Genomic DNA, 21563 nt, shown 5'->3' with positions numbered 1-21563 from the left:
CATTCCCAAGGAGTTGCGTCATGGTTCCCGATCAGAACAGAACTGTCTATGGCACGATGAATGCCGCCCTCTATGACGAGGGGCTGCGCCAGCACATGCTGCGCGTCTATAATTACATGGGCCTCGGTCTCGTCATCACCGGCATCGTCGCCTTCATCGTCGGCACCACGCCGGCGCTCTATGTGCCGATCTTTTCGAGCCCGCTGAAGTGGGTGGTGATGCTGGCCCCGCTCGCCTTCGTGTTCTTCTTCTCCTTCAAGATGCAGACCATGTCGGCGGCCTCGGCGCAGATGACCTTCTACGCCTTCTCGGCGGTGATGGGCCTGTCGCTCGCCTCGGTTTTCCTGGTGTTTACCGGCGCCAGCATCGCCCGCACCTTCTTCATCGCCGCCACCATGTTCGGCGCGACCAGCCTCTATGGCTATGTGACGAAGCGTGACCTGGCGAAATTCGGCTCCTTCCTGATGATGGGTCTGATCGGCGTGATCATCGCCTCGATCGTCAACATCTTCCTCGGCTCGAGCGCGCTGCAGTTCGCCGTCTCCGTGATCGGCGTTCTCGTCTTCACCGGCCTCACCGCCTGGGATACGCAGAACATCAAGGAACAGTATGCGGAAAATGCCGGCATCGAGGCCAACCAGAAGCTGGCCGTCTTTGGCGCGCTGTCGCTCTACCTGAACTTCGTGAACATCTTCCAGCTGCTGCTCAGCCTCACGGGCCAGCAGGAGGATTAAGCCTCCGAGCGGCGTTACCGGCCCGTTCCGCTCAAGCCCGGTCACGCTGTTTCGCGCCTCCGCATTCGGGATCTAAGGTCACTCCGGATCCCGGTGCGGAGGCTTTTCCTTTCTCTAGACCAGCGGACGGTGATAACCGCCCGTCAGGCCGTTCCGGGTGAGCACGAGCTGCCACAGCTGCACGCTGCGCGCCCGGAAGGCGCCGGCGCAGGACAAGAGATAATACCGCCACATCCGGTAGAAGCGCTCGCCGAGCCGGTCGGCGAATTCGGGCCAGGCGGCCTCGAAATTCCGGTGCCAGGCCATCAGCGTGCGGTCGTAATCGGCTCCGAAATTGTGCAGGTCTTCGACCACAAAGAAAGGTTGCGCCGCCTCCGCGATCTGGGCGAGCGAGGGCAGGTCGCCGTTCGGAAAGATATAGCGGTCGATCCAGGGGTCGGGCGTCGTCTCGGACCTGTTCTTGCCGATGGTGTGAAGCAGGAAAAGCCCGTCCTCCTTGAGGCAATGATGGGCGACGCGCATGTAATCCGAATGGTTCTTGCGCCCCACATGCTCGAACATGCCGATGCTGGCGATCCGGTCGAAGCGTTCGTTGATGTGGCGGTAGTCCTGCAGCCGGAACTGGAGCGGCAGATGGGAAAAGCGCTCATTGCACCAGTCTGCCTGCTCGCGGGAGATGGTGACGCCCACCCCCGTGACGCCGTAATGCTCCGCCGCGAAACCGAGCAGGCTCCCCCAGCCGCTGCCGATATCGAGCAGCCGCATGCCCGGCCTGAGATCGAGCTTCTGGCAGACGAGGTCGAGTTTCGCTTCCTGGGCGGCATCGAGATCGGCCGCATTGCGCCAATAGGCGCAGGTATAGGTCATCCGCCGGTCCAGCATGGCCGCGTAGAAGTCGTTGCCGAGATCGTAATGCCGGCGGCCCACCTCGAAGGCACGGGTGATGGTTTGCAGGTTGAAGAAGCGGGCCTTCAGCGCCGGCAGCAGAAGGGAGAGGGGGCGAACCTTCTCGTCGATCCGGGCGCGCAGCACCCGATGGAAGAATTCGTCCAGCCTGTCCGCATCCCACAACCCGTCCATATAGGCTTCGCCGAGCCCCAGACTGCCGCGCGCCAGCGTCTGCTTCAACGCGCCGGGACCGTTGAGGCGCATGTCCCAGGGGCGCGTGCCGTTGAGGCGGATATCGGCGCTTTCGAGCCATCCGGAGACGGTGCTGACGAGGGAAGGGAATTCCGTTTCACTGCTATAGGCGAGGGAAAGAACAGGCATGAGCGAATACCTTGCGTCACGAGCGGCGTTGGGTGAAGGCATGGAATCGGGCTAATGCGCTTCAAAATGCGCGTTTCGGCAAAAGGTTCCGTAAGGTGAGGCGGGTGCCCATCCCGAAATCTGCTCTGGTCCCCCGCTTCATCGGGACAGGGCAGGCCTTGTCTTTTCCCTCTGGAATGGCACAGCGAGCCGTGCAAAATCAGCAACCGGAGGCTTTCGCCAAAGCTCCGGGAATCAGGAAGGAACCGTCCATGGCCGCCCATTCGAACAAGACGCCATTCGCACGACATCTGGTCGCCGCGCTGATGATGCTGGCCGCCGTGCCTGCCGCACCGGGAATTTCCCCCGCCCAGGCGCAGGAACAGCGCATCGAGGATTTTTCCTTTGCGCGGGGAATGAGCAGCCGCACGGTGCGGGACAGCATCCAGGGACGCGAGAGCGTGCTCTATCGCTTCGATGCCGCCGCCGGCCAGCGCCTCTCGATCACGCTCAGGACCAACAATCCGAGCGCCTATTTCAATCTCACCTATGGCTATAACGGGCAGAGCCTGCATGTGGGCTCCAGCGACGGCAACCGGGCCCGCATGATCCTGCCCGAGAGCGGCGATTACTTCGTCGAAGTCTATCTGATGCGTAATGCCGCCCGGCGCGGAGAGCGCGCCGATTATGCGCTCACGGTGGGCATCACCGGCGCGCCCGACATTGCCATCGAGCCGCCGCCGCCGCCGCGTCCGCCGCGCCCCGAACCGGTCGATCCGGGCTATGGCGACCCCGATTACGCGGACGGTCTGGCGGGCGGGCCGGATTACTGGCGCGTCACCAATGTGCCGCTCGGCGATGCGCTGAATATTCGCGCCCGTCCCAAGGCAAACGGTGCGGTCATTGCCCGGGCGCCCAATGGCGCGAGACTGCGCAATCTCGGTTGCCGCCTCACCGGCCAGACCCGCTGGTGCCGCGTGGAACTGAGAGATGGCTCGATCGGCTGGGCAGCCGGCCGCTTCCTGCGCGAATAGAATCGCCGGTGACCGATTCTGCGCCTCCGGACGGCCTGTTGTGGGGTCCGGAGGCCCGCCGGACCGGCTCCGCAGCCTCTCAAACCCGGCAAAATCATGCGATTCCGGGCGGTTAACCGCCGATTAACCGTAAATTCCTTGTCACGCTTCGAGAATCGGTTCTAAATGCGATTAGAGACGGGTTTTCCTGTTTAAAACGCATCTTAGAGAAAAATATGAATATGTCGTCCTCGTTCACGTCGGCGGTTTCCGATGTGGACCAGCTTATTATCGCACAGGCGCGGGAACTTTCAGACAAGCTCAAGCAGCACCGTCTCGAAATGTTCCCTCCGCGTGCGCAGAAGGATCTCCGGACCTTCCAGCTGGCCGAGGCGGCACGCTTTCTCGGGGTAACGGGCGGTTATCTGCGCAATCTCTCGCTGGAGGGAAAAGGGCCGCAGCCCCAGGTCACGCCCTCCGGCCGGCGGTCCTATACTGCCGAACAACTGCACGAGATGCGGGCCTGGCTGGACGAGAACGGGCGCGGCAGCCGCTATGTGCCGCACCGGCGCGGCGGCGAGCACCTGCAGGTGCTGGCGGTGGTGAACTTCAAGGGCGGGTCGGGCAAGACGACCTCCTCCGCCCATCTCGCGCAATATCTGTCGCTGACCGGCCATCGGGTGCTCGCAGTCGACCTCGATCCGCAGGCCTCGCTTTCGGCCATTCACGGGTTGCAACCGGAATTCGATCTCGGCGACAACGAGACGCTCTATGCGGCGATCCGCTATGACGAGCAGCGGCGGCCGCTGAAGGAGGTCATCCGCAAGACCAACTTCCCCAATCTGGACATCGTGCCCGGCAATCTCGAACTCATGGAATTCGAGCATGATACGCCGCGCATTCTCGCGCAGGGACAATCCGCCGATTACGGGCGCATCTTCTTCGCGCGGCTGGACGAGGCGCTCTCCACCGTCGCCGACGATTATGACGTGGTGGTGATCGACTGCCCGCCGCAGCTCGGCTTCCTGACCATGAGCGCCATCTGTGCCGCAACCGCCGTGCTGATCACGGTGCATCCGCAGATGCTCGATGTGATGTCCATGTGCCAGTTCCTGCAGATGCTGGGCGAGGTGCTGAACACGCTCAAGGGTGCCGGCGGCAACATGAAGCTCGACTGGCTGCGCTACCTGATCACCCGCTACGACCCGCAGGACGGGCCGCAGACCCAGATGGTCGCCTTCATGCGCGCCATGTTCAAGCATCATGTGCTCACCAATCCGATGTTGCGCAGCGTCGCGATCTCGGATGCGGCCATGACCAACCAGACGCTTTACGAAATCGAGCGCCAGCAATTCACCCGCGCCACCTATGACCGGGCGCTGGAAGCCATGGATGCGGTGAATGGCGAGATCCTCGATCTCATCCACCGAAGCTGGGGGCGCAAATGACGGCAGCCTCCACAGTTTACCGCAGTAAACTCTCGTGCCACGGGGAGGGGATCTGATGGCGCGCAAGAACATATTGAGTGGCCTTCTGAACGACGACAAACCCGTGCCCGCCGCCGAACAGGGGGTGGCGCCGGAGATCAAGTCGGCGGGGGGAACACGGGGTCTCGGCGCTCTCGGCGCCGTTACCCGCAGCATCGATGCGCTGGCGGCCCGGGCGGAAGCCGCGGCAAAGCTCGAGGCGCAACTGGCCGAGGGATCGGTGATCGTCGAGATCGACCCGCATCTGATCGAGCGCTCCTTCATTGCCGACCGGATCAGCGAGGACGAGGAGATGTTCCGCGAGCTGGTTGCCGCCATTCGCGAGCGGGGGCAGGATTCGCCCGTGCTGCTGCGGCCGCATCCCGACCGGCCCGGCCATTACCAGACCGCCTTCGGCCACCGCCGCATCCGTGCCGCGCTGGAGCTCGGCATTCCCGTGCGGGCGGTGGTGAAGCCGCTTTCGGATACGGATCACGTCATCGCCCAAGGGCAGGAAAATTCCGCCCGCGCCGATCTCTCCTTCATCGAGCGGGCTCAATTCGTCGGGCGGCTGGAGGAGATGGGCTTCTCCCGCGAGGTGATGATGGCCTCGCTCGGCATCGACAAGACGACGCTCTCCAAGATGCTCTCGGTCTGCCACCGCATTCCGCAGGATATCCTGTCGATGATCCTGGATGCGAAGGGCATCGGCCGCGACCGCTGGCACGAGCTTTCCACCCTGTTCGACGGGCCGGAGACTGCGGATCGGGCGCGCCATTTCACCCACCAGCGCGCCTTCCAGAAGGCGGGCGGCGTGGAAGAGCGCTTCCAGGCGCTGCTGCGCTTCCTGAAGGGAAAGCCCTCGGCACGAGCCGCATCGCCCGCGCTCCGCAAGAGCTGGGCCCGACCGGACGGCGCCGTGAAGGCGAAGATTTCGGATGATGGCAAGACATTCACGATCGCGCTGAAGGCGGCCCGCGCGGCCGATTTCGGCGCCTATCTCGCATCCCGTCTCGACGGTCTCTACGAGGCTTTCGAGGAAGATCAACGGAATAACGGAGACTGAAGCCCGCAAAAGAAAAAGGCCCCCGCAACGAAACCGCCGTGGAAGCCCTTCTCAATGGTCTAAGCAGCCTGAGAATCCCATTTCCACGAATCTCTGTCAAGCGTTTTGGCGTCGTTCCGGCGAGCAGATTTCTTTTGCCTTTGAAAAGGTGAAGGAAAAACGGAAATGGAAAGCGTGACGACGCCCTTCGGGCGGCGGCCGATGACACTTGGCATGCTCGCAAGCCAGGTGCGCGGACGGGAGATCGAGCCCGGCCGCACCGCCGAAAAATGGAAACTGTTCCGTGCGCTTTGCGAAGCGCGGGTGAAGCTTGGCGTCACCGACCGGGCGCTGGCGCTTCTGAATGCGCTGCTCTCCTTCTATCCGAAGGCGGAGCTTTCGGCCGAGCACGGGCTCGTGGTCTTCCCGTCCAATGCACAGCTGTCCCTGCGAGCGAACGGCATGGCGGAAGCCACCATCCGCCGGCATCTTGCCGTGCTGGTCGATGCCGGTCTGATCGCCCGCAAGGACAGTGCCAATGGCAAGCGCTATGCCCGCCGCACGGGCGAAGGCGTGCTGGACGAGGCTTTCGGTTTCTCGCTTGCGCCGCTTCTCGCCCGCGCCGAGGAAATCGAGCGCCTGGCGGCGGACGTGATTGCCGAACGGCTGGTGCTGCAACGGCTGAAGGAGCGATTGACCATTGCCCGCCGGGATGCCCTGAAGCTGATCGAAACCGGCATGGAAGAGGCTCTGCCCGCAGACTGGGAAAGCTTTCATCTGCGCTATCAGGCGATCGTCGGCAGCCTTCCCCGCAAGGCCGAAGCGCTTCAGGTTGCCGATGCGCTGGATGCTATGGAGGCATTGCGCGACGAGATCTCCAACACGCTGGAAAAACTTGCAATTTCCAGAATTTCAAGCGCCAATCCCTTACAGATTGAGCGGCACATACAGAATTCAAAACCCGACTCTGACACTGAATCTGAACCGCTCTTGGAAAAAGAGCAGGCCGAAAGCGCAGCGCCTGAAAGGAAAGGTTGGCGCGAACCGCCCAAGACCTTCCCCCTCGGCCTAGTGCTGGATGCGTGCCCCGACATGGCGGACTATGGCCCCGATGGCCGGGTGACGAGCTGGCGCGACCTGATGGCCGCCGCGGTGGTGGTGCGGAGCATGCTGGGCGTCAGCCCCTCGGCCTATCAACGGGCCTGCGAGGTGCTCGGGCCCGAAAATGCGGCGGTGACCATGGCCTGTATTCTCGAAAGAGCCAACGAAATCCAGTCGGCGGGCGGCTATCTGCGCGATCTCACCCGGCGCGCCGAGCGGGAGGAATTCTCCATCGGACCGATGCTGATGGCGGCCTTGCGCAGCCGCGGCGGGGCCGCCAGGAAGGCTTCGTGAGGGAGAGCCGGCCGCCCGGAAAGAAGGGTCGAACAACAATTATGATGCAGCACTGCATTGGGTGCATTGCTGCATTGCGAAAATCGTGATTGCGCATGGTGCGTCGCAGCAATAAATTGATGGTCAGCAAGGAGGTACTCCTCCTCCCAAACTTCCTTGCGGCGACCATCGGCATCCTCCTCCCAGCCGCTGGTCATGATCGAAGCCCGGCGCTCCTCCCGCGCCGGGCTTTTCATTTTCCGGCAGGTCTTCAGGTGATGAGGCGCGCGGCCCGGCCGTTGCGGCGGTCCGCATTGTTGTAATAGCTCGAGGCCTGCGCCACGGATTTGTGCTGGGATTGCTGCATCGCTTCCTGCAAGGGCACGCCGCGATTGGCGGCCTCGGTGAGATAGCCGGAACGCAAGCCATGGGCGGAATATTTGTCGGGATCGAGCCCCGCCTTCTGGCAACGGGTCTTCAGGATCAGATTGACCGATTGCGGCGTGAGCGGGCGGCGATCCACATTGCCCCACTGGTCGATGCGGCGAAAAACGGGGCCGCTGTCGATGCCGGCCTCTTTCAGCCATCGCTTCAGGGCATCGACGGGCCTTCCGATGAGAAGCGACGTCGCATCGTCGTCCCGGTCCGTGGTCTTCGTGCGGCCGAGGCGGAGCGAAAGACAGGGCAGAAGCGGGGACAGGGGATTGGCGGGATCGATGGCCACCGGTTCCTCCTCCAGGAGATCCTCCACATGCAGCCGCGCCACTTCCGAGCGGCGGCGTCCGCCTGACGCGAAGGCCACGAGCAGGATTGCCCGGTCCCTGACATCGACGAGCCGGTCGCCGGAGCAGGTGGCGATGAGCTGGGCGAGGATATCGCCCGTCACCGCACCCCTGCTCTTGCGCTGGCGCGGCCGGTTGCCGGCGCGGACGGCGAGCCGCAGTGCGGATTTCAGCGTCGGCGCGGTGAAGGCCCCTTCCAGACCCCGCCAACGGGTGAGGATCGACCAGGAGGTTAGCCGCCGCCTGACGGTCGCGGGCGCATGCGGACCATCCGCCTTCAGCAGACCGTTGGCGCGGAGGACCGACTCCACCTCCCCCGGCATGCCATGGGCGGCATTCTTTTCCCGCTCGAGCGGATCGAAAAGATGGTGCGCGACGAATTTCAGCAGCAGGCTCTCCGGCGCAGGCCAGGGCAAGGTCTCCCCGGTCGCGGCAAAACACCAGGCTTCGAGATAGCCGAGATCGGAGGCGAGCGCGCGGAGCGTATTCTCGCCCATGCCTTCCGCTGCCAGATGCTTCAGCGTGGAAACATCGTCATCCGTGAGCAGGGCCGCCAGCTGGTCCCGCCGGCCATAGGGAAGAATGGCATCCAGCGCATCCAGTTCCTCAGCCCGACGGCTGACATCCTCGATCGAAGTCACCAGAAAATTCCGTCTGTCCATTGCCGCTCCCGCCCCGCCGCCCGTGATTTGCTCCGATCCTAACACCTCCGACAGCCTATAGCCATCGCTATCGATACTTGAAACTTATCGATTGTTAGAGGCTCAACCTTCAATCGTACTATGTGAGGAACCGTAATATTGATATGGAGTTCGTATGAGAAATCATTTACCATGATTTCAATGACTTATGATCTCGCGAAAATCAGCATGACGACCTTGATGCGGCCGGCGTTCGACGCCGGTGTAGCTCTCACGCGTCTCGACGAACGCATTGCCCGTTCGCCGGTCGGCCTGGGGTGGATCGAGCACACCCATTTCTCCGACGCCTGCGCTTCGCTGTGGATCGACGGCGAACTCGTCCATCTCGAAGACCTCGTCCTCCATGACGCCACCCGCGATATTCGCACACCCACCCATGAACTGACAAACGCCCGCGACGTGCTGCGCACCCGCCGACGCATCGTAGCTCAGCTCCCAACCTGGGCCTTGTCTGCAGGGGGTATCCGAACTTTGCGACAAACGTCGGACATCATGTCGGCCGGCGCAGTCGAGGGGGAGCCGGCCGGCGTCAATCGGCCCGCGGCCGCTGCAAAATATCTGGAAAGGGAGGGGGATGATGGCGACGACATCGACGATCTGCCCGGCGTCGACTATGCCGCCATCGATGAGGTGTTGGCCCGATCGGAGGCTGCGATCGAAAGTGCCAGACGACCCGGCCCTGGCGGCGGGTCGGAAAAAGATCCGATGATCTACGATCTCGACTGGGACGAAGACGAGCGGCTCGACGAGTGGCGCGGCGTCCTGCGGCAAGCGGAAGACCTGCCGGCGGTGTTGCAGGCGATCGTCGCGCTGGACGCCTGGAATGAGATCGCCGTCCTGCAGCACGCGCCCTGGCTCGGCCGGTTGTTTGCCGCTTCAATATTGCGGGAAGCCAGCATCACCACCGGCGCCCATCTCGCGGCTATCAATCTCGGCCTCAAAACCATTCCGGTCGACCGGCGCCGGCATCGTGATCGGCAGACCCGGTTGCTCGCCATTGCTCACGGATTCTTGGCGGCCGCCGAGATCGGCTTGAAAGAGCATGACCGGCTGACTCTGACGAAAACGATGATGGACCGAAAACTGGAGGGACGGCGGACGTCGTCAAAGTTGCCGGAACTGGTCGAATTGGTGATGGCGAAACCGTTGGTGTCGGCCGGCATGGTGGCGAAAACGCTCGAGGTCACGCCGCAGGCGGCGCGGCGGATCGTTTTGGAGCTCGGCCTGCGCGAGATGACGGGGAGGGGGAGGTTTCGGGCATGGGCAATTTTATAGGCAGCTAAGGAGGGGCGGGGTTGATACAAAGCTCGCCGTCTCTGTTGGAACTACTCTGGCGCCAATGGATGAGCGTATCGAGGCAGTTGACTTGTTCCGGCGTACTCGTTCGCTTTATCACTGGCGGAGGTTGGTCGCATGAGACTATGAAGCAAGTCTCCCACGACGGTTTCAGCGTCTCGCGGATGAACACCCTCCGGTCAGGTCCGTGCGACGCATCAGGGGACTACAGACGATGCCATCAGAAAATGTCTGGAAGGTTGAAGAGGCGTGAGCGTGTCCCTTCGGTCTGGGCCGCTACTTCGAGACAAAGCTGAGAAGGCAGAAGGCTCAAACAGAGGAAAAATGGGATCGGGGGGCATTGTGGACCCTCGAGGGCTTCCCTCTGACGGCCGTTTTCGTCGTCAGCGTCACACTTTGCGGAAACCGAACGTCGGTGGGCCATTTGCGTTTTATTCATGCCGGGCCGGGCAATTCTCGACTTTCGCTGCTGGCGCCGAATGGATCGAAAAGACATTCCGGCAGATAATCTGAGCTCGCGGGAGGCTGGCCGTCTATTATTGGCTACTGCAGGGATGACGCGTGACAAAACCTCTGATAACATCGCGATCTATTAGAGGATTTGTAACATGCCATCGGCGCAAGATTCGCAAAAGGTGAAGCTCAGAAGCCTGCTCAATGCGCGCAGCATGATGCATGCGCATGAACTGCGCGAGGCTGGCATCAGCGCGCAAACGATCGCGCGCGCCGTCGAGGGCGGTGAAATCGAGCGTATCTCGCGCGGAGTTTATCAGAAGCGCGACGCGGAAATCGAGGAGAACCAGATCCTTGCTGAAGCCATCATGCGCGCACCCAAAGGCGTGATCGCTCTGGTGTCAGCGCTCGCCTTCCACGGACTGACCGACCAAATGCCGCGGCGCGTTTGGATAGCGATCGGAACGAGCGATTGGGCGCCCGTGCAGTCCTATCCCCCGCTGCGTATGGTCCGTTTCACGGATCCATATCTGCGACAGGGCATCGAACATCATGTGATCGCCGGCATTGACGTTCCGGTCTATTCGATCCCGAAGACCCTTGCCGACCTGTTCCGAAACCCCAAACTGGTCGATCGATCGGTCGCCGTCGAAGGCCTGCGCGCTGCTCTTCAGCAACGCAAGGCAACTCCGAGCGCAATCGCCCAGGCCGCGAAGGCCGGCGGCGCCTGGAAGGTCATGCAACCCTATCTTGAGGCGCTCACCTCCAATGGCTAAAGCACCAGCGAACATGGCGAAGTCGGTCAAGGATCGGCTGCTCAATATCGCCCGCAAAGAAGGTCGCGCATTCGACGTCCTGCTGGTGCGGTTCGCGCTCGAACGGCTGCTGTATCGCCTTTCAATCTCAGCGCATCGGGACCGCTTCGTCCTGAAAGGCGGTATGTTGGTCACGGTTTGGGTGGCCGACAACAATCGGGTGACGCGGGATGCGGACTTTCTCGGACATGGGGACGCAGATCCTGCCCGCCTGATCGCCGACTTCGGGGAGATCATGGCGATTGAGAGCGACGACGGACTCGCCTTCGACATCGATGCGCTCGCTGCAACAGTCATTCGGGAAGAAATGGAATATGGCGGCGTTCGTCTCAAGACCGCAGCCTATCTCGAAAGGACCCGCATCCCCGTTACAATCGACATCGGCTTCGGAGACGCTATGGCCGATGCGACGCAGCGGCTCGACTATCCAGCCCTGCTGGATTTTCCCGCTCCGCAGGTTCGTTCCTACCCGCCCGCCACGGTGATCGCCGAGAAGTTCCAGGCAATGGTGGCGCTTGGAGTCCTCAACGGGCGCATGAAAGACTATTATGACCTGTGGGCGATCCCGCGCGCGATCGACATTCCCGCCGACGATCTGGATGCGGCCATCCGCGCGACGTTCGAACGCCGTCGGACGCCAATCCCTAAAGAACGCCCACCAGGCCTCTCGGTCGAGATGTTTGGCGACGAAGGGAAGCAGCGGCAATGGCGTGCTTACGCCGCATCGCTCGAACTAGACGCTGTTTCGCTGGAATCGATCATTGAACGGGTTTGGGAGTTGGTCGGCCCGTCATGCGCGAGGATCGTAGCAAGAAACGAGAATGAGGCATGACCGAGGGTGTCGCCATCATTGACGTCTGGGACGTCGAAACCTTCGACAGCGAGCTGCGCGGCGACCTCGACGCCCACACTGATGTCATCCGCGATTACATGTTCACCTCGCGCCACCAACGGCTGGAGCGTGAGGCCTCCGATCGCACCATGCCCTACCCTGAAAACCCTTATGCGGGCGAGTTCATGTGGGTGAAGGAGCATATCATGGGGCTGATGGAAGTCCGAACGATCCGCGCCTGGCACTATACCCGCCTGACCGACGCGGAAGTCGATGTTCTTCGACAGGGCGGCATCTATCCATCTAGCCTCGACACCATCCGATCACGCTTCGCGGCTCAAGTTACTGCTGGCGCATTCAACCAAGAGGTCGCGGATCGCTTGTTCGCCGACAGCCCGTACCAAAGCGATCAGCTTGACTCCCGCTCCGACAAGTTCTGGATGGTCTCGCATCCTGTCGACGTCGAAGATGGCGGCGTTGAATTGCTCCTCGAGAGCTGGGGCGGCGAGTCAGCCTATTTCTGGCAGCGGGATGCGGCACTTCAGGACATGCTGAAGCAGATCGGTCGGCCGCGTGTCCTGGAGATTGCCATGCCGCTCGTCCATTCCCGCCATGGTTACTCGGCGGCTGAGGCCGTGGTTGCCACTTATGGCCGGTTGCTCGGCTGCCGGCCGGACAAACATGCGTTCGATCTCTACACACACCAGCCGCTCGGTCCTGAGCATGTTCTCGCCGTTCATAGCGAAGGCGAGCCCAATTTCAACGTTATGGCTCGGGGCTACCCTATGTCTGGCCTTTGGGAAAGGGATGCAGTTTGAGCAGAGAGAAGATTCACGATCTCGATGCATATCATAGCGCCATCGTCCGGGTGGCAACCGTTCGCAGCCATTCCGACGCCAAACATGCGAACCTGGTTTTTGCAAGCGTCGAGTTGGTCACAGCAAGCAGGCCTGTACCCGACAGCATGCCGGTTGATGAGAGAGGCGTACCGCAGGTTTATCGAGCCAAGAAGAGCGGGATTGATCTGGCGTTTCGTCGTGTTGCCATGGATGCTGTCAGCGCTGTTGCCTGGTATCGATCCTTGGCCGAAGATCCGACGCTGCCAATACCGCGACGTGACGCCGATAGGGGGCAATACGACGGCACGGCGATATCGACGGTCGCACTGACTGATGAACCGGCGTGGCCGGCACTCTCCACGCCTCTCGCCGATCCGTCCATGTTCGGCTCTGCCGATGACTTCTATCCTACACCCTTCATAGGCCCTGGAGCGCATCCGGCGCGGGTGCACCGGCAACTCGCGATACAGACACCGCTTCATGACCGTGTAATCGGTGACCCCAGCGCGCGGGCTTGGCTACGGCGACGAATCCACTTCGACATTGCTCGGCACGACGAACTGATCGGCGGTGCGGTGCTCATTGTTCCAGACCCAGACGTGCGCGCAGTACGTAGTTACATGGCGCGTGACATGAATGGTCAAGAGCATCTCGTGGGCGAGGTCCTCCCGCGACGCGGTCGCTCTCTGAGCGGCCTAAATCTCACACTCTTTGAAGAGAGGTTCGGAGCTATGCACCTCTTCAAGAACTTCAGTGTTGACGGCACGCTCATGATCGTTCGGGCCGACGGGCAGTTGGAACATACGGGACATGCGCTTTCGCATGTCGAACGCGGTCTTGTCGATCAGCAGAAGGCACTCCCTTATCTACGAACGATAGCTATCGACATGGGGATGGTCAGTCGGCACGTTAAGGTGGAAACTCAGGAAGGGCGCCGCAAGGGGGCGGCAAAAGTCGCACACGACGTCAGTGAGGTGACACGCGCCACCAATAGCCTCGTTAGTCTTGAGCCAGATGGTCCCGCTCCCCTTAACGCCATCTCTCGCTTTTACGCAAGCTCGAACAGACGCCACCAACAACGCGTAGCGCGTCAACAGGAACTGCAGTGGTTTGACAAGCGTGATGCTGCGCTAAGTTTCATCCGAGAACGAATTAGTCGAGCCCGTGAAACGATCCTGATCGTCGACCCCTATGCAGACGGAAAGGACTTATTCGACTTCGGGCATTTCATCACACGGCGCGACATCAAACTGCGCCTACTGACATCTCGCCTGCCATTCGACGACGAAAACGCGATGCGAGTCGGTTTCAGAGAAGCATTGCGGAGTTTTAAAGAACGCGGGGTACCCACCCCCGAAATCAGGGTTTTGCGTGGCGCAAAGAACCCGCCGATTCACGATCGCTTCCTTGTCATTGACGGCAACATCTGGCTTTCGGGAAATTCGCTTAACGCGATTGGAGAGCGAGCGAGCGTCATGCTGAAGTTGCCGGACCCTACCAGTGTCCGCGAGCGTCTGGAACGCCTGTTTAACGACGCTCTTCTGGCGGTATCCGAGGAGGGGGGGCATTGACGCTACTTCCACCCACCCTACGGATCAAGAACGCACCTGCGCCGAAGCCCGTGCACAGCCTTGTGCCGAAGCTGCGGTGGCCGAGCTTTGACAACAGTTGTTCTATGAGTGACCTGGATCGCTTCCCCTCTTTCCATGAAGAAATCAATCGATATGCCGCCGGTGAATTCGGAGCATGGTCTGAAGGATTCCTATCAGCCGTCCGGGGCGCCAGCTCCCGTGTCTGGCTGGTCGACGGCTTCCTCCTTAAGATCGACGCGTTCGCCAGAGGTCACTTCTTTGGGGTCTTCGATCATGTCCTGCGCCAAACGTCGGCGCAGGACATCCGCCTGCTCACGTCAAATAAGGACGGGCACAAGGAACAGGTCAAACAACTGACTGAACTTCAGGATGCTCGTCGTGCACCCCCTCGAAACGAGCCTTTCACGATCGAGGTTCGGCTATTACGAGGAGCGCGAAGTGGCACTCGCCTGCCGCATGATCGTTTCGCCGTGATTGACGACGAACTCTGGCACTGGGGCGCAAATGTTGGCGGTACACACCATGAAATCAACGCCTTTAGCCACGGATGGTCGGCGAATGACACCTTGGCGATTGAATACTTCGAGCGTCTCTGGAATGCGGCGGAGGTGTCGAAGTGAAGTGGCCTGAGGAAGAGCGGCGCACGGATGACTACCCTGGCCAATATTGGAAGGCGGCGGAATTAACAATCGAGGGCTATCAGGCCGCGCCTTGGCGCACTGCAGCCGTTGCTAGCGCCCGAAAACTCGTTGAAAACCGTGCAAGAGCAGCCAAAGACGCCGATGAGACTCCTCGGCCACCGGATAGCGGGCAGCTTCGCGAATGGTTGGATGAGCACAGACTTTCAGACGTTGCAGATGCGCTCCAGGAGAATGATAGCCATAACAGCGTATCGACGAGCAACCTGCTCCTGGCGGAGGCCGCTGGCATACTGTTCTGCAATCGGCCAACCGTCTCGAACTGGAAGATGGTCGGTCAACTGATTGGAAGCGATCCTGCCGCGCAGAGGATTCTCGTCAATTTGGTTGAGCGTCGCGTATCAGCGCGTCCCAATCTTCGCGACGATATCCGTAAAGTTGCGCGTATGATGGTTGAACGCTTCAAGCAGAATCCAAGCGGTAACACTCATCGCTCCGATCACGCAATTCTCGTAGAGATCCAGAGGCAATGGAAGTCGAAGCCTGATCTTCACGAAATCTGGTTTGGCCTGCGCACGCTCGGCAACATTATGCCGTTTCGCAGTGACTGGCACATTTTCGATCTCCTCTTTGACACGGACATGGAGTTCGCCGCCGAGCTGATCGAAGCGTACGGCGAGCCCTATCAACCCGCTCTTATCCTGCAGTTCGGTGCGCTTGATCCCAACCGCCGATTTGCTGACTGGCTGCGGTTGATGAACTGCGCGCTGCCTGCCTTTGAGGCAGACAGCACCTGGAATGGTCGTGTGTTGCTGCCCTTGGCACTCCTCGCAGCCCATGACGCTTTGCGCAGCGGATTGGGCTACCGCGGCGACAATGAAGATGAGGCCAGACAGGACGACGTTCGCCTAGCGGAACTTGCCAATGCGACTGCCGCCGCCCTTTGGGCAAGATCTGATGGTGGTGCAGCCACACTTCGCTGGGGGAGTTGGTTGTTTCGCTCGATCATGTCGATACTTGATGCTGAGCAGTCGCCATTTCCCCAAGATATCAGCAGTCGCGCCTGGCCTATTTGGCTGGTGGTCGAAGCTCTCATGCAATCACCGGCTTCGGTTGCGTGGATGAACCTTCGACCGACAGACATGCCACCCGAGGATGAGTTATGCTTGGAGGCCATGCGTATCCTCTCCGCACGAGAACACGGCCATAGCGTTCCGGGACGGGACTTGCTCTTTAAGATGTTGCCAGATCAGCCGGAGGACTTTTTGGAGGGCGAGGACGGCAAACGCAAACAGGAACTGCCTTCCCTGTTCGTGATCTGGGGCAAACGTGCCGACGCCTTTGGCGCACGTGTAGTTGCCGCCGCACTGTTTGACCGAGATGTTGCAGTCAGTTTCGCGGAGCTATGGCGGCGCGCACTTACACTCCGTGAAATTGCGGAACACAGCCATGCATTCAAATCAGATGACCAGGCATTCGACGACTATGCACGACGAGCGTCGGAGACGATCCGCTTCATACTGGCGCTTGGTATCAACCTCATTGACTATGTTCAGGATGGCCGACAGCCGTTTGTATCCGGAGATCGACGCGCTACAGTGTTGGCTCTCTTCACGACACTTCATGACGCTATACGCGAAATGCTCGCCATCGACCCTGTTGGCCGACGCTACTTAGTAAGTATCCACGAACATTTATGCGTCCGCAGATTTTTTTACGAACGTACGCCCGTCGGGGACGGCAGTGTTGCAGTAGCACTGATGGAGGCCGATGAGCCGACACTTGGAGACCTCCTGTACGAGCGGTGCAAGGTTAGCAGCTCATTCTTCAAAAGCTTGCAGATGCTGCGTGCAAACGGCGCCCAACGGAATCATATCGAAAGCGCCTTGGCGCGAGTTGGCGTCCGCCTCGACCACCTTGTCGAGCAAGCCCAACGTCTGAATGCGATCGAGCACAATCGGGCCATCGATCTCACCGGTTTCGAGATTACTGCAAGAAATGATGGAAGCTGACACAGGAGATATTTGCCTTCAGAGCCTTGCGGCCATTCATCGCGTCCGAGATGGTACTTAGGTATCCGACCCGACGAGGAAACCGCCTGTGGCAATCACCGCCATACGTGGCTCGAACTCGGCCCGGAGACCTTTCGACATTCGGAACTGACCTCAACATCAAAGCCACGGAGCGTGGGATTGGGACATCGTCTTTGTAAAGAACAGCGTGTTCTTGAGTTCCTCATGCCTCTTTTTAATGGCGCTATTCAGGTCGGTTGCGTTGGCGTTCCAATGACGTTGCAGGAACTCCGGGCGACCGTCCAGGTCGTTTCCTTTCAACCAATAGACGGACCGACGATCGGCGCAAGATAACAGCAACTCGTACGCGGCGTAGGCATCGGCGGGGTCTTCTGCGTTGATATACGCCTGATACCAATGCCGCGCCCATCGGTTACGGTCATATTGCTTGCGGCTTTCCCCATACACATGGGCCAGCCATCCGCGCTCAAGCTTCCTGTTCGAAAAATCTTCCCAAACCGCGTTAAATTCCGGACTGACGTCTGCAAACCCGAGCAACGTATAAGCCTTGGCCATATCCGAGGCTCGCCCGGTTGCTTCGCAGTCACGAATGACCCGTTCAAGCCAAGCGGCATGGCCGAACTTCATCGCGCTTCGCGCGGTAGCCGCCAAATCTTGATCCGTAGTAGCGGACGTGATGACGCCCATTCGGACAGTATCCCATGTGTCGACGGCGGGTGACCTCATCGGAATCTGCGACAGCTCTGGATACTTGAACACGCCGCTCGCCATGGCATTCATAACCTTGGCCCAAAATCGTTGCGCGAGCGGATCGCCGGCCTCGAATAGCGCTTGGCAAAGACAAATCAAGGGGAACTCACCCACGAAAAATGCGTGGTTAGGAATCTCCGGGGTCCGCTCAAGCCAATCTGCCAACCAAGGGGAAAATGTGCTTCCACTACGAGACACCAGCGTCCGCATGGGTTCACCGTGCAGTACCCAATGGTCTGCAATTGGCCCCGGTTTGACGACCGTGATCCCTTCAAGTGCGGCCCGAACGTATTGTTCGTATCCGACCAAAGCCGCCGGATCGTCAGGATTGCGCAAGAGTTGCAGCGCTACGACCTCGGCGTCCGCCCGATCCAGCAGTTCAGGACGGCGCAATATCCGGCTTGCCGTAAGCAAAGCGCCAGAGCCGTAAGCCCGGTCGACCCGGCTCAACTCACTTCGCGAAGCCCATCCGCTCGCGGCGACGGCCTCACATACCGCTGGATTTTCATTCGTGGATGCCAGTTCCCACGCAAGCTGCCTGACATCAGCATCTTCATCTGTGAGAAGCGGAGCAAGCCTATCCAAGGGTTTCAACGTCTCTCGGAAAGCCCGCTTGCTGAGGTAGTAGAGGTCAATCAGTTTGCCCTGCCTCGTCTCCTTCTTGATAAATTGCGAAAGATGGCGACGGAGGACTGCCTGATCGGCACGCGGCAATGCATTGTCGAGCAAGGCGAGCTCATTAGCGTCAAGGCATTTATCGCGGATTATCGCCAGTTGCTCCTCAGGCGGGGCGCCCCAAAGCAAGATTTCAAGCCGCCGGGCGCGCCACCAGATCAATTCCTTGTCGTCCGCGATCGCGCCGCTTGCAACAACCCGGTCAATTGCATGGGCGAGTTTCTCGCGACCGTCGGCAGGGATCAATATGAGAACCCTACGGAGTGCGTTCAGAAGGCCCCATAGCTGTTCGGTAGTTCGGCCTTCTGCACTGTTCACCGCCGCCGCTGCTGTTGTCTTGAAGGCTTGAGGATCAAGCCGAGCCAAACTGGTCTTGTCGCGCGCAAAACGGAGGTCGGCATCACCGGTTTGACGATGGTGCATCCATAGTTGCGCCCCATCGACCATCTCGACCTGCTTGATTTGCGGAGGCGGTGATGAGGGGTCGCAGGGATCAACCCAGCGCTCGTGCTCCCAGGACAGCGCCGGTTCTGGCACTTCCAAGATATCGAGCTTTGCCTGGGCGGCCGGATCTCCGGCCGCTTCCAGCAGATACTTCGCGGCGGTTATTGCGATATGGTCATCTACCGCAATCAGGCGCTCGATCAATCTATCTAAGACAGGACGAAAGGCGTCTTGGTCCTCTTCGTTCACTCTGAGAACCCAGCCGACCTCGTCAATGTGGCGAGGGACGCCCATGATGGCTCGGCCCAGGCTCCAAGCGGCAAACGCCCGGACAAACGGCAGTCGTGGCAGAAACGACAGCATCCCAAGCGCCCGGTGACTGAACCAACTTACGTCGCCGTCCAAACGTGGCTCTATGGATGGCCATTCGGGCCGGGCGATCGCCTGCCATTTTTCGAGATTGGCCCTCGTCCGCGCTCGATTGTCTTTGGAACGCTGCGACTCGGAATCGACTCGCCCAAGAAAGCGTCCCTGATCCGGATCGGCCCAAATCCACCCAAGCCACTTTTCAGCCCGCTGCACCAAGTGATGGGCAACCTCGGGGAAACGATAGGCTTGTGCGATTCCCTTGATCAGAATCTCGTCTGTAAGAACGCCCGTACCCCCGCGCGCCAACCACGTCTCTTCAATGTTCTCGCAGATGAGATCGACATCGAGGCCGATCAGCCGCCAGTAAGCGTCAAAATCCGGTTGGTTAAAGTTTTGTTCGGCAAGCCAGCGTTTCAGGACGGCGCGCCTCGCCCCGCGTCCAACCTGCGGATCGAGTAACGCAACGGTAGTGGCGGCGCGCAAGATTGCAACGCCTAAGCTCTGCCCCTTGAACGGGTCAAGGAACTCGGCCACCATGGTGGCAATCTGCGCGTCCTCGGAAACGCCCTTCAATTCATTCGCCAAGGTCAATCCCAGGACGAAAGGCGTCAATTTGGGGTTGACGCGAAACTGGTGTGGTTTCGACCCTGCCTCCAGCCAGCGTCCGGCAACGATTTCGCCCAGCGTCTCCAAAAGATCAGCACGATCACGCCCGCTATCGCGACCCAAGCGGTCCAGAAGGTCTTTTCGCGTGAAGAAAGACTCGTCGACCGAATTCTTTAGGGTTTCTCCCAGCCCCTCAACGAACGAGAGGAACTCGTCGTCGCCGATGGCGAGTGCGGCGCCACGCCGCGACACCCGGTACTTCCAGTCTTCATATGCGAGGCGCTCCGGCGTTATGTCGCCGCTTTCAGCTAGTGCCTGATGCCGAGTAATGGCCAGCCGCGAAAGCCGCGGGACCTTCATCAGTGTCAACATGGGTTCTGCAAAACGCTCACGGGACAGGCCATGGCCGGCTAACACAAGATCGAGCTCCGGGTCGCTGAACGGTCCCACCGGTATTTCGACGGGGTCGGGGGTCAGCGGTGCCAGCTTTCGAAGATTGGCCCAGTGATCAGGCCAACAGGTCATCAAGACGACGACACGGCGATTCCAACGTTCGTCATAAAGGGGTTGTAGGAACTCCGCCCAATCGGTCTTGGTCCAATTCTGGTTCAGCCCGTCGATCACGAGAATGAATTGCGGTCCGTCGACCACCGCATTCCGCCATTGTCCGATCCGCCGCCGCCAGAAGTCTACATCCCTGGTGTCCAGTCGTGCCGCCAGCAGACGAACAATCATTTCCTCGGCTGTTTCATCGCGGATATCTTTGGCCGAAACAAAGATGGTTAGCGGAAGGCTTTCACTTCCCGAACTCCTTTCGACCCACCACGACAAGAAGGACCATGTCTTTCCCATGCCCTCATCGCCGACGAGGGCGCCAGGCGTGCGGTTCTCGAACCATTTGTCCAGTTGGTCACTTAGAGCCTTCCTCGGAACCCGCTTGTCCGCTTCGGCAAGGACATTGTGGCCCCGGCCACCCAACCGGGAACCCGCACTTGTCTCGCTTGCCAAGCCACCTTGTATCCATGTGCGCATAGCTGCCGCTGCTGCGGCGTATCCTATGTCCGGTGCAATGAGTCGTTTGCGTAGTCGTGCTTGCCCTTCTACAAAAGCCGGATGCGACTGAACGGCCAAGACTGTGTCATTCAGTTTTGACACATGACCGAGATGGTGGTTAAGGGCCACTGGCGCACTGATGCAGATGATAGCTAGGTCAGGTATTGTCGCTCCTGATGGCCAATCGAGAACCATGGTCGAAAGCCCCTGAGATCGCGCCGTCTTCTCTAACGCTTCCTGGTCGGTCGCCGTGATCTCTCTAGTTGCCGCCAATATCCACAAGTCCACAGGGTCGTCCTGAGACGCGGCATCAAGGACCTTAGCGCGCAATTCATCGAGTCCAAGCCGTGTTTTCTCGCCATACCTCTTGCCTTCGAGCCCGATCCTGAAGGTGTTGGTATCTACGGCGCGTACATCAGAGCCCCCTTGGGGACCCGACTTGGCAAGACGGAATGACCGACCGGTGATCTCTGTTAGTACATCCCGCATCAAACCCTCAAAGCCTTCAGGTCCGGCGGCATCGAGTTGCCGGAGCGCGTCGGCCAGAATTTGTTTGGCCTCGTCAAACGTAAATATCGTCATGGCTGTGCTCGTTATAAAATCAGAGTGCCGCGAACGCGAAGCACGGTCCCCCAAAGAGTGCTATTCATCTCCAGACGAAATCGCAATTAAATCCACCGGCCAAGCGTGAACAACAACATCAAAGCCGCCAGAAAGCCGCGGACCTAGCGAGACGATAGCGGCAAAGCGGTATTCCCAAAACTGGCTGAAGCTGAGATGTGATTTCACCCATTTTGATGGCACA

General features: G+C 60.1%; 15 protein-coding genes. 12 read left to right on the top strand and 3 right to left on the bottom strand.

Going from position 1 to position 21563, the window contains the following annotated elements; genetic code table 11:
• The first annotated feature begins 20 nt into the window (after nucleotides 1-20).
• The gene (locus ACT54B_RS18240) at nucleotides 21-734 is read left to right on the top strand and encodes a Bax inhibitor-1/YccA family protein (protein ID WP_476046964.1); all 714 of its coding nucleotides are present in this window, start codon (nucleotides 21-23) and stop codon (nucleotides 732-734) included.
• A gap of 114 nt (nucleotides 735-848) precedes the next feature.
• On the opposite strand, the gene cfa is transcribed toward ACT54B_RS18240, so the two are convergent.
• Nucleotides 849-2003, bottom strand: coding sequence for a cyclopropane fatty acyl phospholipid synthase (cfa, locus tag ACT54B_RS18235; RefSeq protein ID WP_476046962.1), 1155 nt, complete (start codon nucleotides 2001-2003; stop codon nucleotides 849-851).
• A gap of 251 nt (nucleotides 2004-2254) precedes the next feature.
• Between cfa and ACT54B_RS18230 the strand changes: the two genes are divergently transcribed.
• The 4 genes from ACT54B_RS18230 to repC all read left to right on the top strand — a co-directional run bounded on the left by ACT54B_RS18230 (nucleotide 2255) and on the right by repC (nucleotide 6901).
• A complete protein-coding gene (locus ACT54B_RS18230; protein ID WP_476046961.1) occupies nucleotides 2255-3016 on the top strand; it encodes an SH3 domain-containing protein in 762 nt (253 codons plus the stop codon).
• Between the two features lie 215 nt (nucleotides 3017-3231).
• On the top strand, nucleotides 3232-4443 hold the full coding sequence (gene repA, locus ACT54B_RS18225) for a plasmid partitioning protein RepA (protein ID WP_476046959.1): 1212 nt from the start codon (nucleotides 3232-3234) through the stop codon (nucleotides 4441-4443).
• Between the two features lie 55 nt (nucleotides 4444-4498).
• A complete protein-coding gene (gene repB / locus ACT54B_RS18220; protein WP_476046957.1) occupies nucleotides 4499-5527 on the top strand; it encodes a plasmid partitioning protein RepB in 1029 nt (342 codons plus the stop codon).
• Nucleotides 5528-5692: 165 nt separating this feature from the next.
• Complete coding sequence (repC, locus tag ACT54B_RS18215; protein ID WP_476046955.1) at nucleotides 5693-6901, top strand: plasmid replication protein RepC; 1209 nt, start codon at nucleotides 5693-5695, stop codon at nucleotides 6899-6901.
• Nucleotides 6902-7151: 250 nt separating this feature from the next.
• Here repC and ACT54B_RS18210 read toward each other — a convergent pair whose 3' ends face one another.
• Nucleotides 7152-8324 (bottom strand): site-specific integrase, encoded by a 1173-nt coding sequence (locus tag ACT54B_RS18210; protein WP_476046953.1) that lies wholly within the window; start codon nucleotides 8322-8324, stop codon nucleotides 7152-7154.
• A gap of 171 nt (nucleotides 8325-8495) precedes the next feature.
• Here ACT54B_RS18210 and ACT54B_RS18205 point away from each other — a divergent pair, with 171 nt between their 5' ends.
• The 7 genes from ACT54B_RS18205 (at nucleotide 8496) to ACT54B_RS18175 (ending at nucleotide 16840) form a co-directional block, all read left to right on the top strand.
• Nucleotides 8496-9638: an RHE_PE00001 family protein gene (locus ACT54B_RS18205; protein WP_476046952.1), complete on the top strand. Its 1143-nt coding sequence runs from the start codon at nucleotides 8496-8498 to the stop codon at nucleotides 9636-9638.
• Between the two features lie 629 nt (nucleotides 9639-10267).
• Nucleotides 10268-10888: a type IV toxin-antitoxin system AbiEi family antitoxin domain-containing protein gene (locus ACT54B_RS18200; protein ID WP_476046951.1), complete on the top strand. Its 621-nt coding sequence runs from the start codon at nucleotides 10268-10270 to the stop codon at nucleotides 10886-10888.
• A 13-nt stretch (nucleotides 10889-10901) separates the two neighbouring features.
• Complete coding sequence (locus tag ACT54B_RS18195) at nucleotides 10902-11759, top strand: nucleotidyl transferase AbiEii/AbiGii toxin family protein (RefSeq protein WP_476046949.1); 858 nt, start codon at nucleotides 10902-10904, stop codon at nucleotides 11757-11759.
• Nucleotides 11756-12577 carry a hypothetical protein gene (locus ACT54B_RS18190; protein WP_476046947.1) on the top strand — a complete coding sequence of 274 codons (822 nt, stop codon included), beginning with the start codon at nucleotides 11756-11758 and terminating at the stop codon, nucleotides 12575-12577. The genes ACT54B_RS18195 and ACT54B_RS18190 overlap by 4 nt, the downstream gene beginning before the upstream one ends.
• The gene (locus ACT54B_RS18185) at nucleotides 12574-14169 is read left to right on the top strand and encodes a VPA1262 family N-terminal domain-containing protein (RefSeq protein ID WP_476046945.1); all 1596 of its coding nucleotides are present in this window, start codon (nucleotides 12574-12576) and stop codon (nucleotides 14167-14169) included. The genes ACT54B_RS18190 and ACT54B_RS18185 overlap by 4 nt, the downstream gene beginning before the upstream one ends.
• A 104-nt stretch (nucleotides 14170-14273) precedes the next feature.
• Nucleotides 14274-14810: a hypothetical protein gene (locus tag ACT54B_RS18180; RefSeq protein WP_476046943.1), complete on the top strand. Its 537-nt coding sequence runs from the start codon at nucleotides 14274-14276 to the stop codon at nucleotides 14808-14810.
• The gene (locus ACT54B_RS18175) at nucleotides 14807-16840 is read left to right on the top strand and encodes a hypothetical protein (protein WP_476046942.1); all 2034 of its coding nucleotides are present in this window, start codon (nucleotides 14807-14809) and stop codon (nucleotides 16838-16840) included. The genes ACT54B_RS18180 and ACT54B_RS18175 overlap by 4 nt, the downstream gene beginning before the upstream one ends.
• A 159-nt stretch (nucleotides 16841-16999) precedes the next feature.
• Here the strand turns inward: ACT54B_RS18175 and ACT54B_RS18170 are convergent, their stop codons facing one another.
• The gene (locus ACT54B_RS18170) at nucleotides 17000-21340 is read right to left on the bottom strand and encodes a hypothetical protein (RefSeq protein ID WP_476046941.1); all 4341 of its coding nucleotides are present in this window, start codon (nucleotides 21338-21340) and stop codon (nucleotides 17000-17002) included.
• Nucleotides 21341-21563 lie beyond the last annotated feature (223 nt).

This window comes from Gellertiella sp. DMC107 (assembly GCF_056313605.1).
This window is presented reverse-complemented; position numbering and strand designations above follow the sequence as displayed.

What these genes read in the sequence shown, in the direction of transcription:
- ACT54B_RS18205 (WP_476046952.1), top strand. Translation starts at nt 8,496, where the DNA reads ATGATTTCAATGACTTATGATCTCGCGAAAATCAGCATGACGACCTTG.
- ACT54B_RS18210 (WP_476046953.1), bottom strand. Translation starts at nt 8,324, where the DNA reads ATGGACAGACGGAATTTTCTGGTGACTTCGATCGAGGATGTCAGCCGT.
- ACT54B_RS18180 (WP_476046943.1), top strand. Translation starts at nt 14,274, where the DNA reads ATGAGTGACCTGGATCGCTTCCCCTCTTTCCATGAAGAAATCAATCGA.
- ACT54B_RS18230 (WP_476046961.1), top strand. Translation starts at nt 2,255, where the DNA reads ATGGCCGCCCATTCGAACAAGACGCCATTCGCACGACATCTGGTCGCC.
- ACT54B_RS18195 (WP_476046949.1), top strand. Translation starts at nt 10,902, where the DNA reads ATGGCGAAGTCGGTCAAGGATCGGCTGCTCAATATCGCCCGCAAAGAA.
- cfa (WP_476046962.1), bottom strand. Translation starts at nt 2,003, where the DNA reads ATGCCTGTTCTTTCCCTCGCCTATAGCAGTGAAACGGAATTCCCTTCC.
- ACT54B_RS18190 (WP_476046947.1), top strand. Translation starts at nt 11,756, where the DNA reads ATGACCGAGGGTGTCGCCATCATTGACGTCTGGGACGTCGAAACCTTC.
- ACT54B_RS18240 (WP_476046964.1), top strand. Translation starts at nt 21, where the DNA reads ATGGTTCCCGATCAGAACAGAACTGTCTATGGCACGATGAATGCCGCC.
- repB (WP_476046957.1), top strand. Translation starts at nt 4,499, where the DNA reads ATGGCGCGCAAGAACATATTGAGTGGCCTTCTGAACGACGACAAACCC.
- repC (WP_476046955.1), top strand. Translation starts at nt 5,693, where the DNA reads ATGGAAAGCGTGACGACGCCCTTCGGGCGGCGGCCGATGACACTTGGC.
- repA (WP_476046959.1), top strand. Translation starts at nt 3,232, where the DNA reads ATGAATATGTCGTCCTCGTTCACGTCGGCGGTTTCCGATGTGGACCAG.
- ACT54B_RS18200 (WP_476046951.1), top strand. Translation starts at nt 10,268, where the DNA reads ATGCCATCGGCGCAAGATTCGCAAAAGGTGAAGCTCAGAAGCCTGCTC.
- ACT54B_RS18170 (WP_476046941.1), bottom strand. Translation starts at nt 21,340, where the DNA reads ATGACGATATTTACGTTTGACGAGGCCAAACAAATTCTGGCCGACGCG.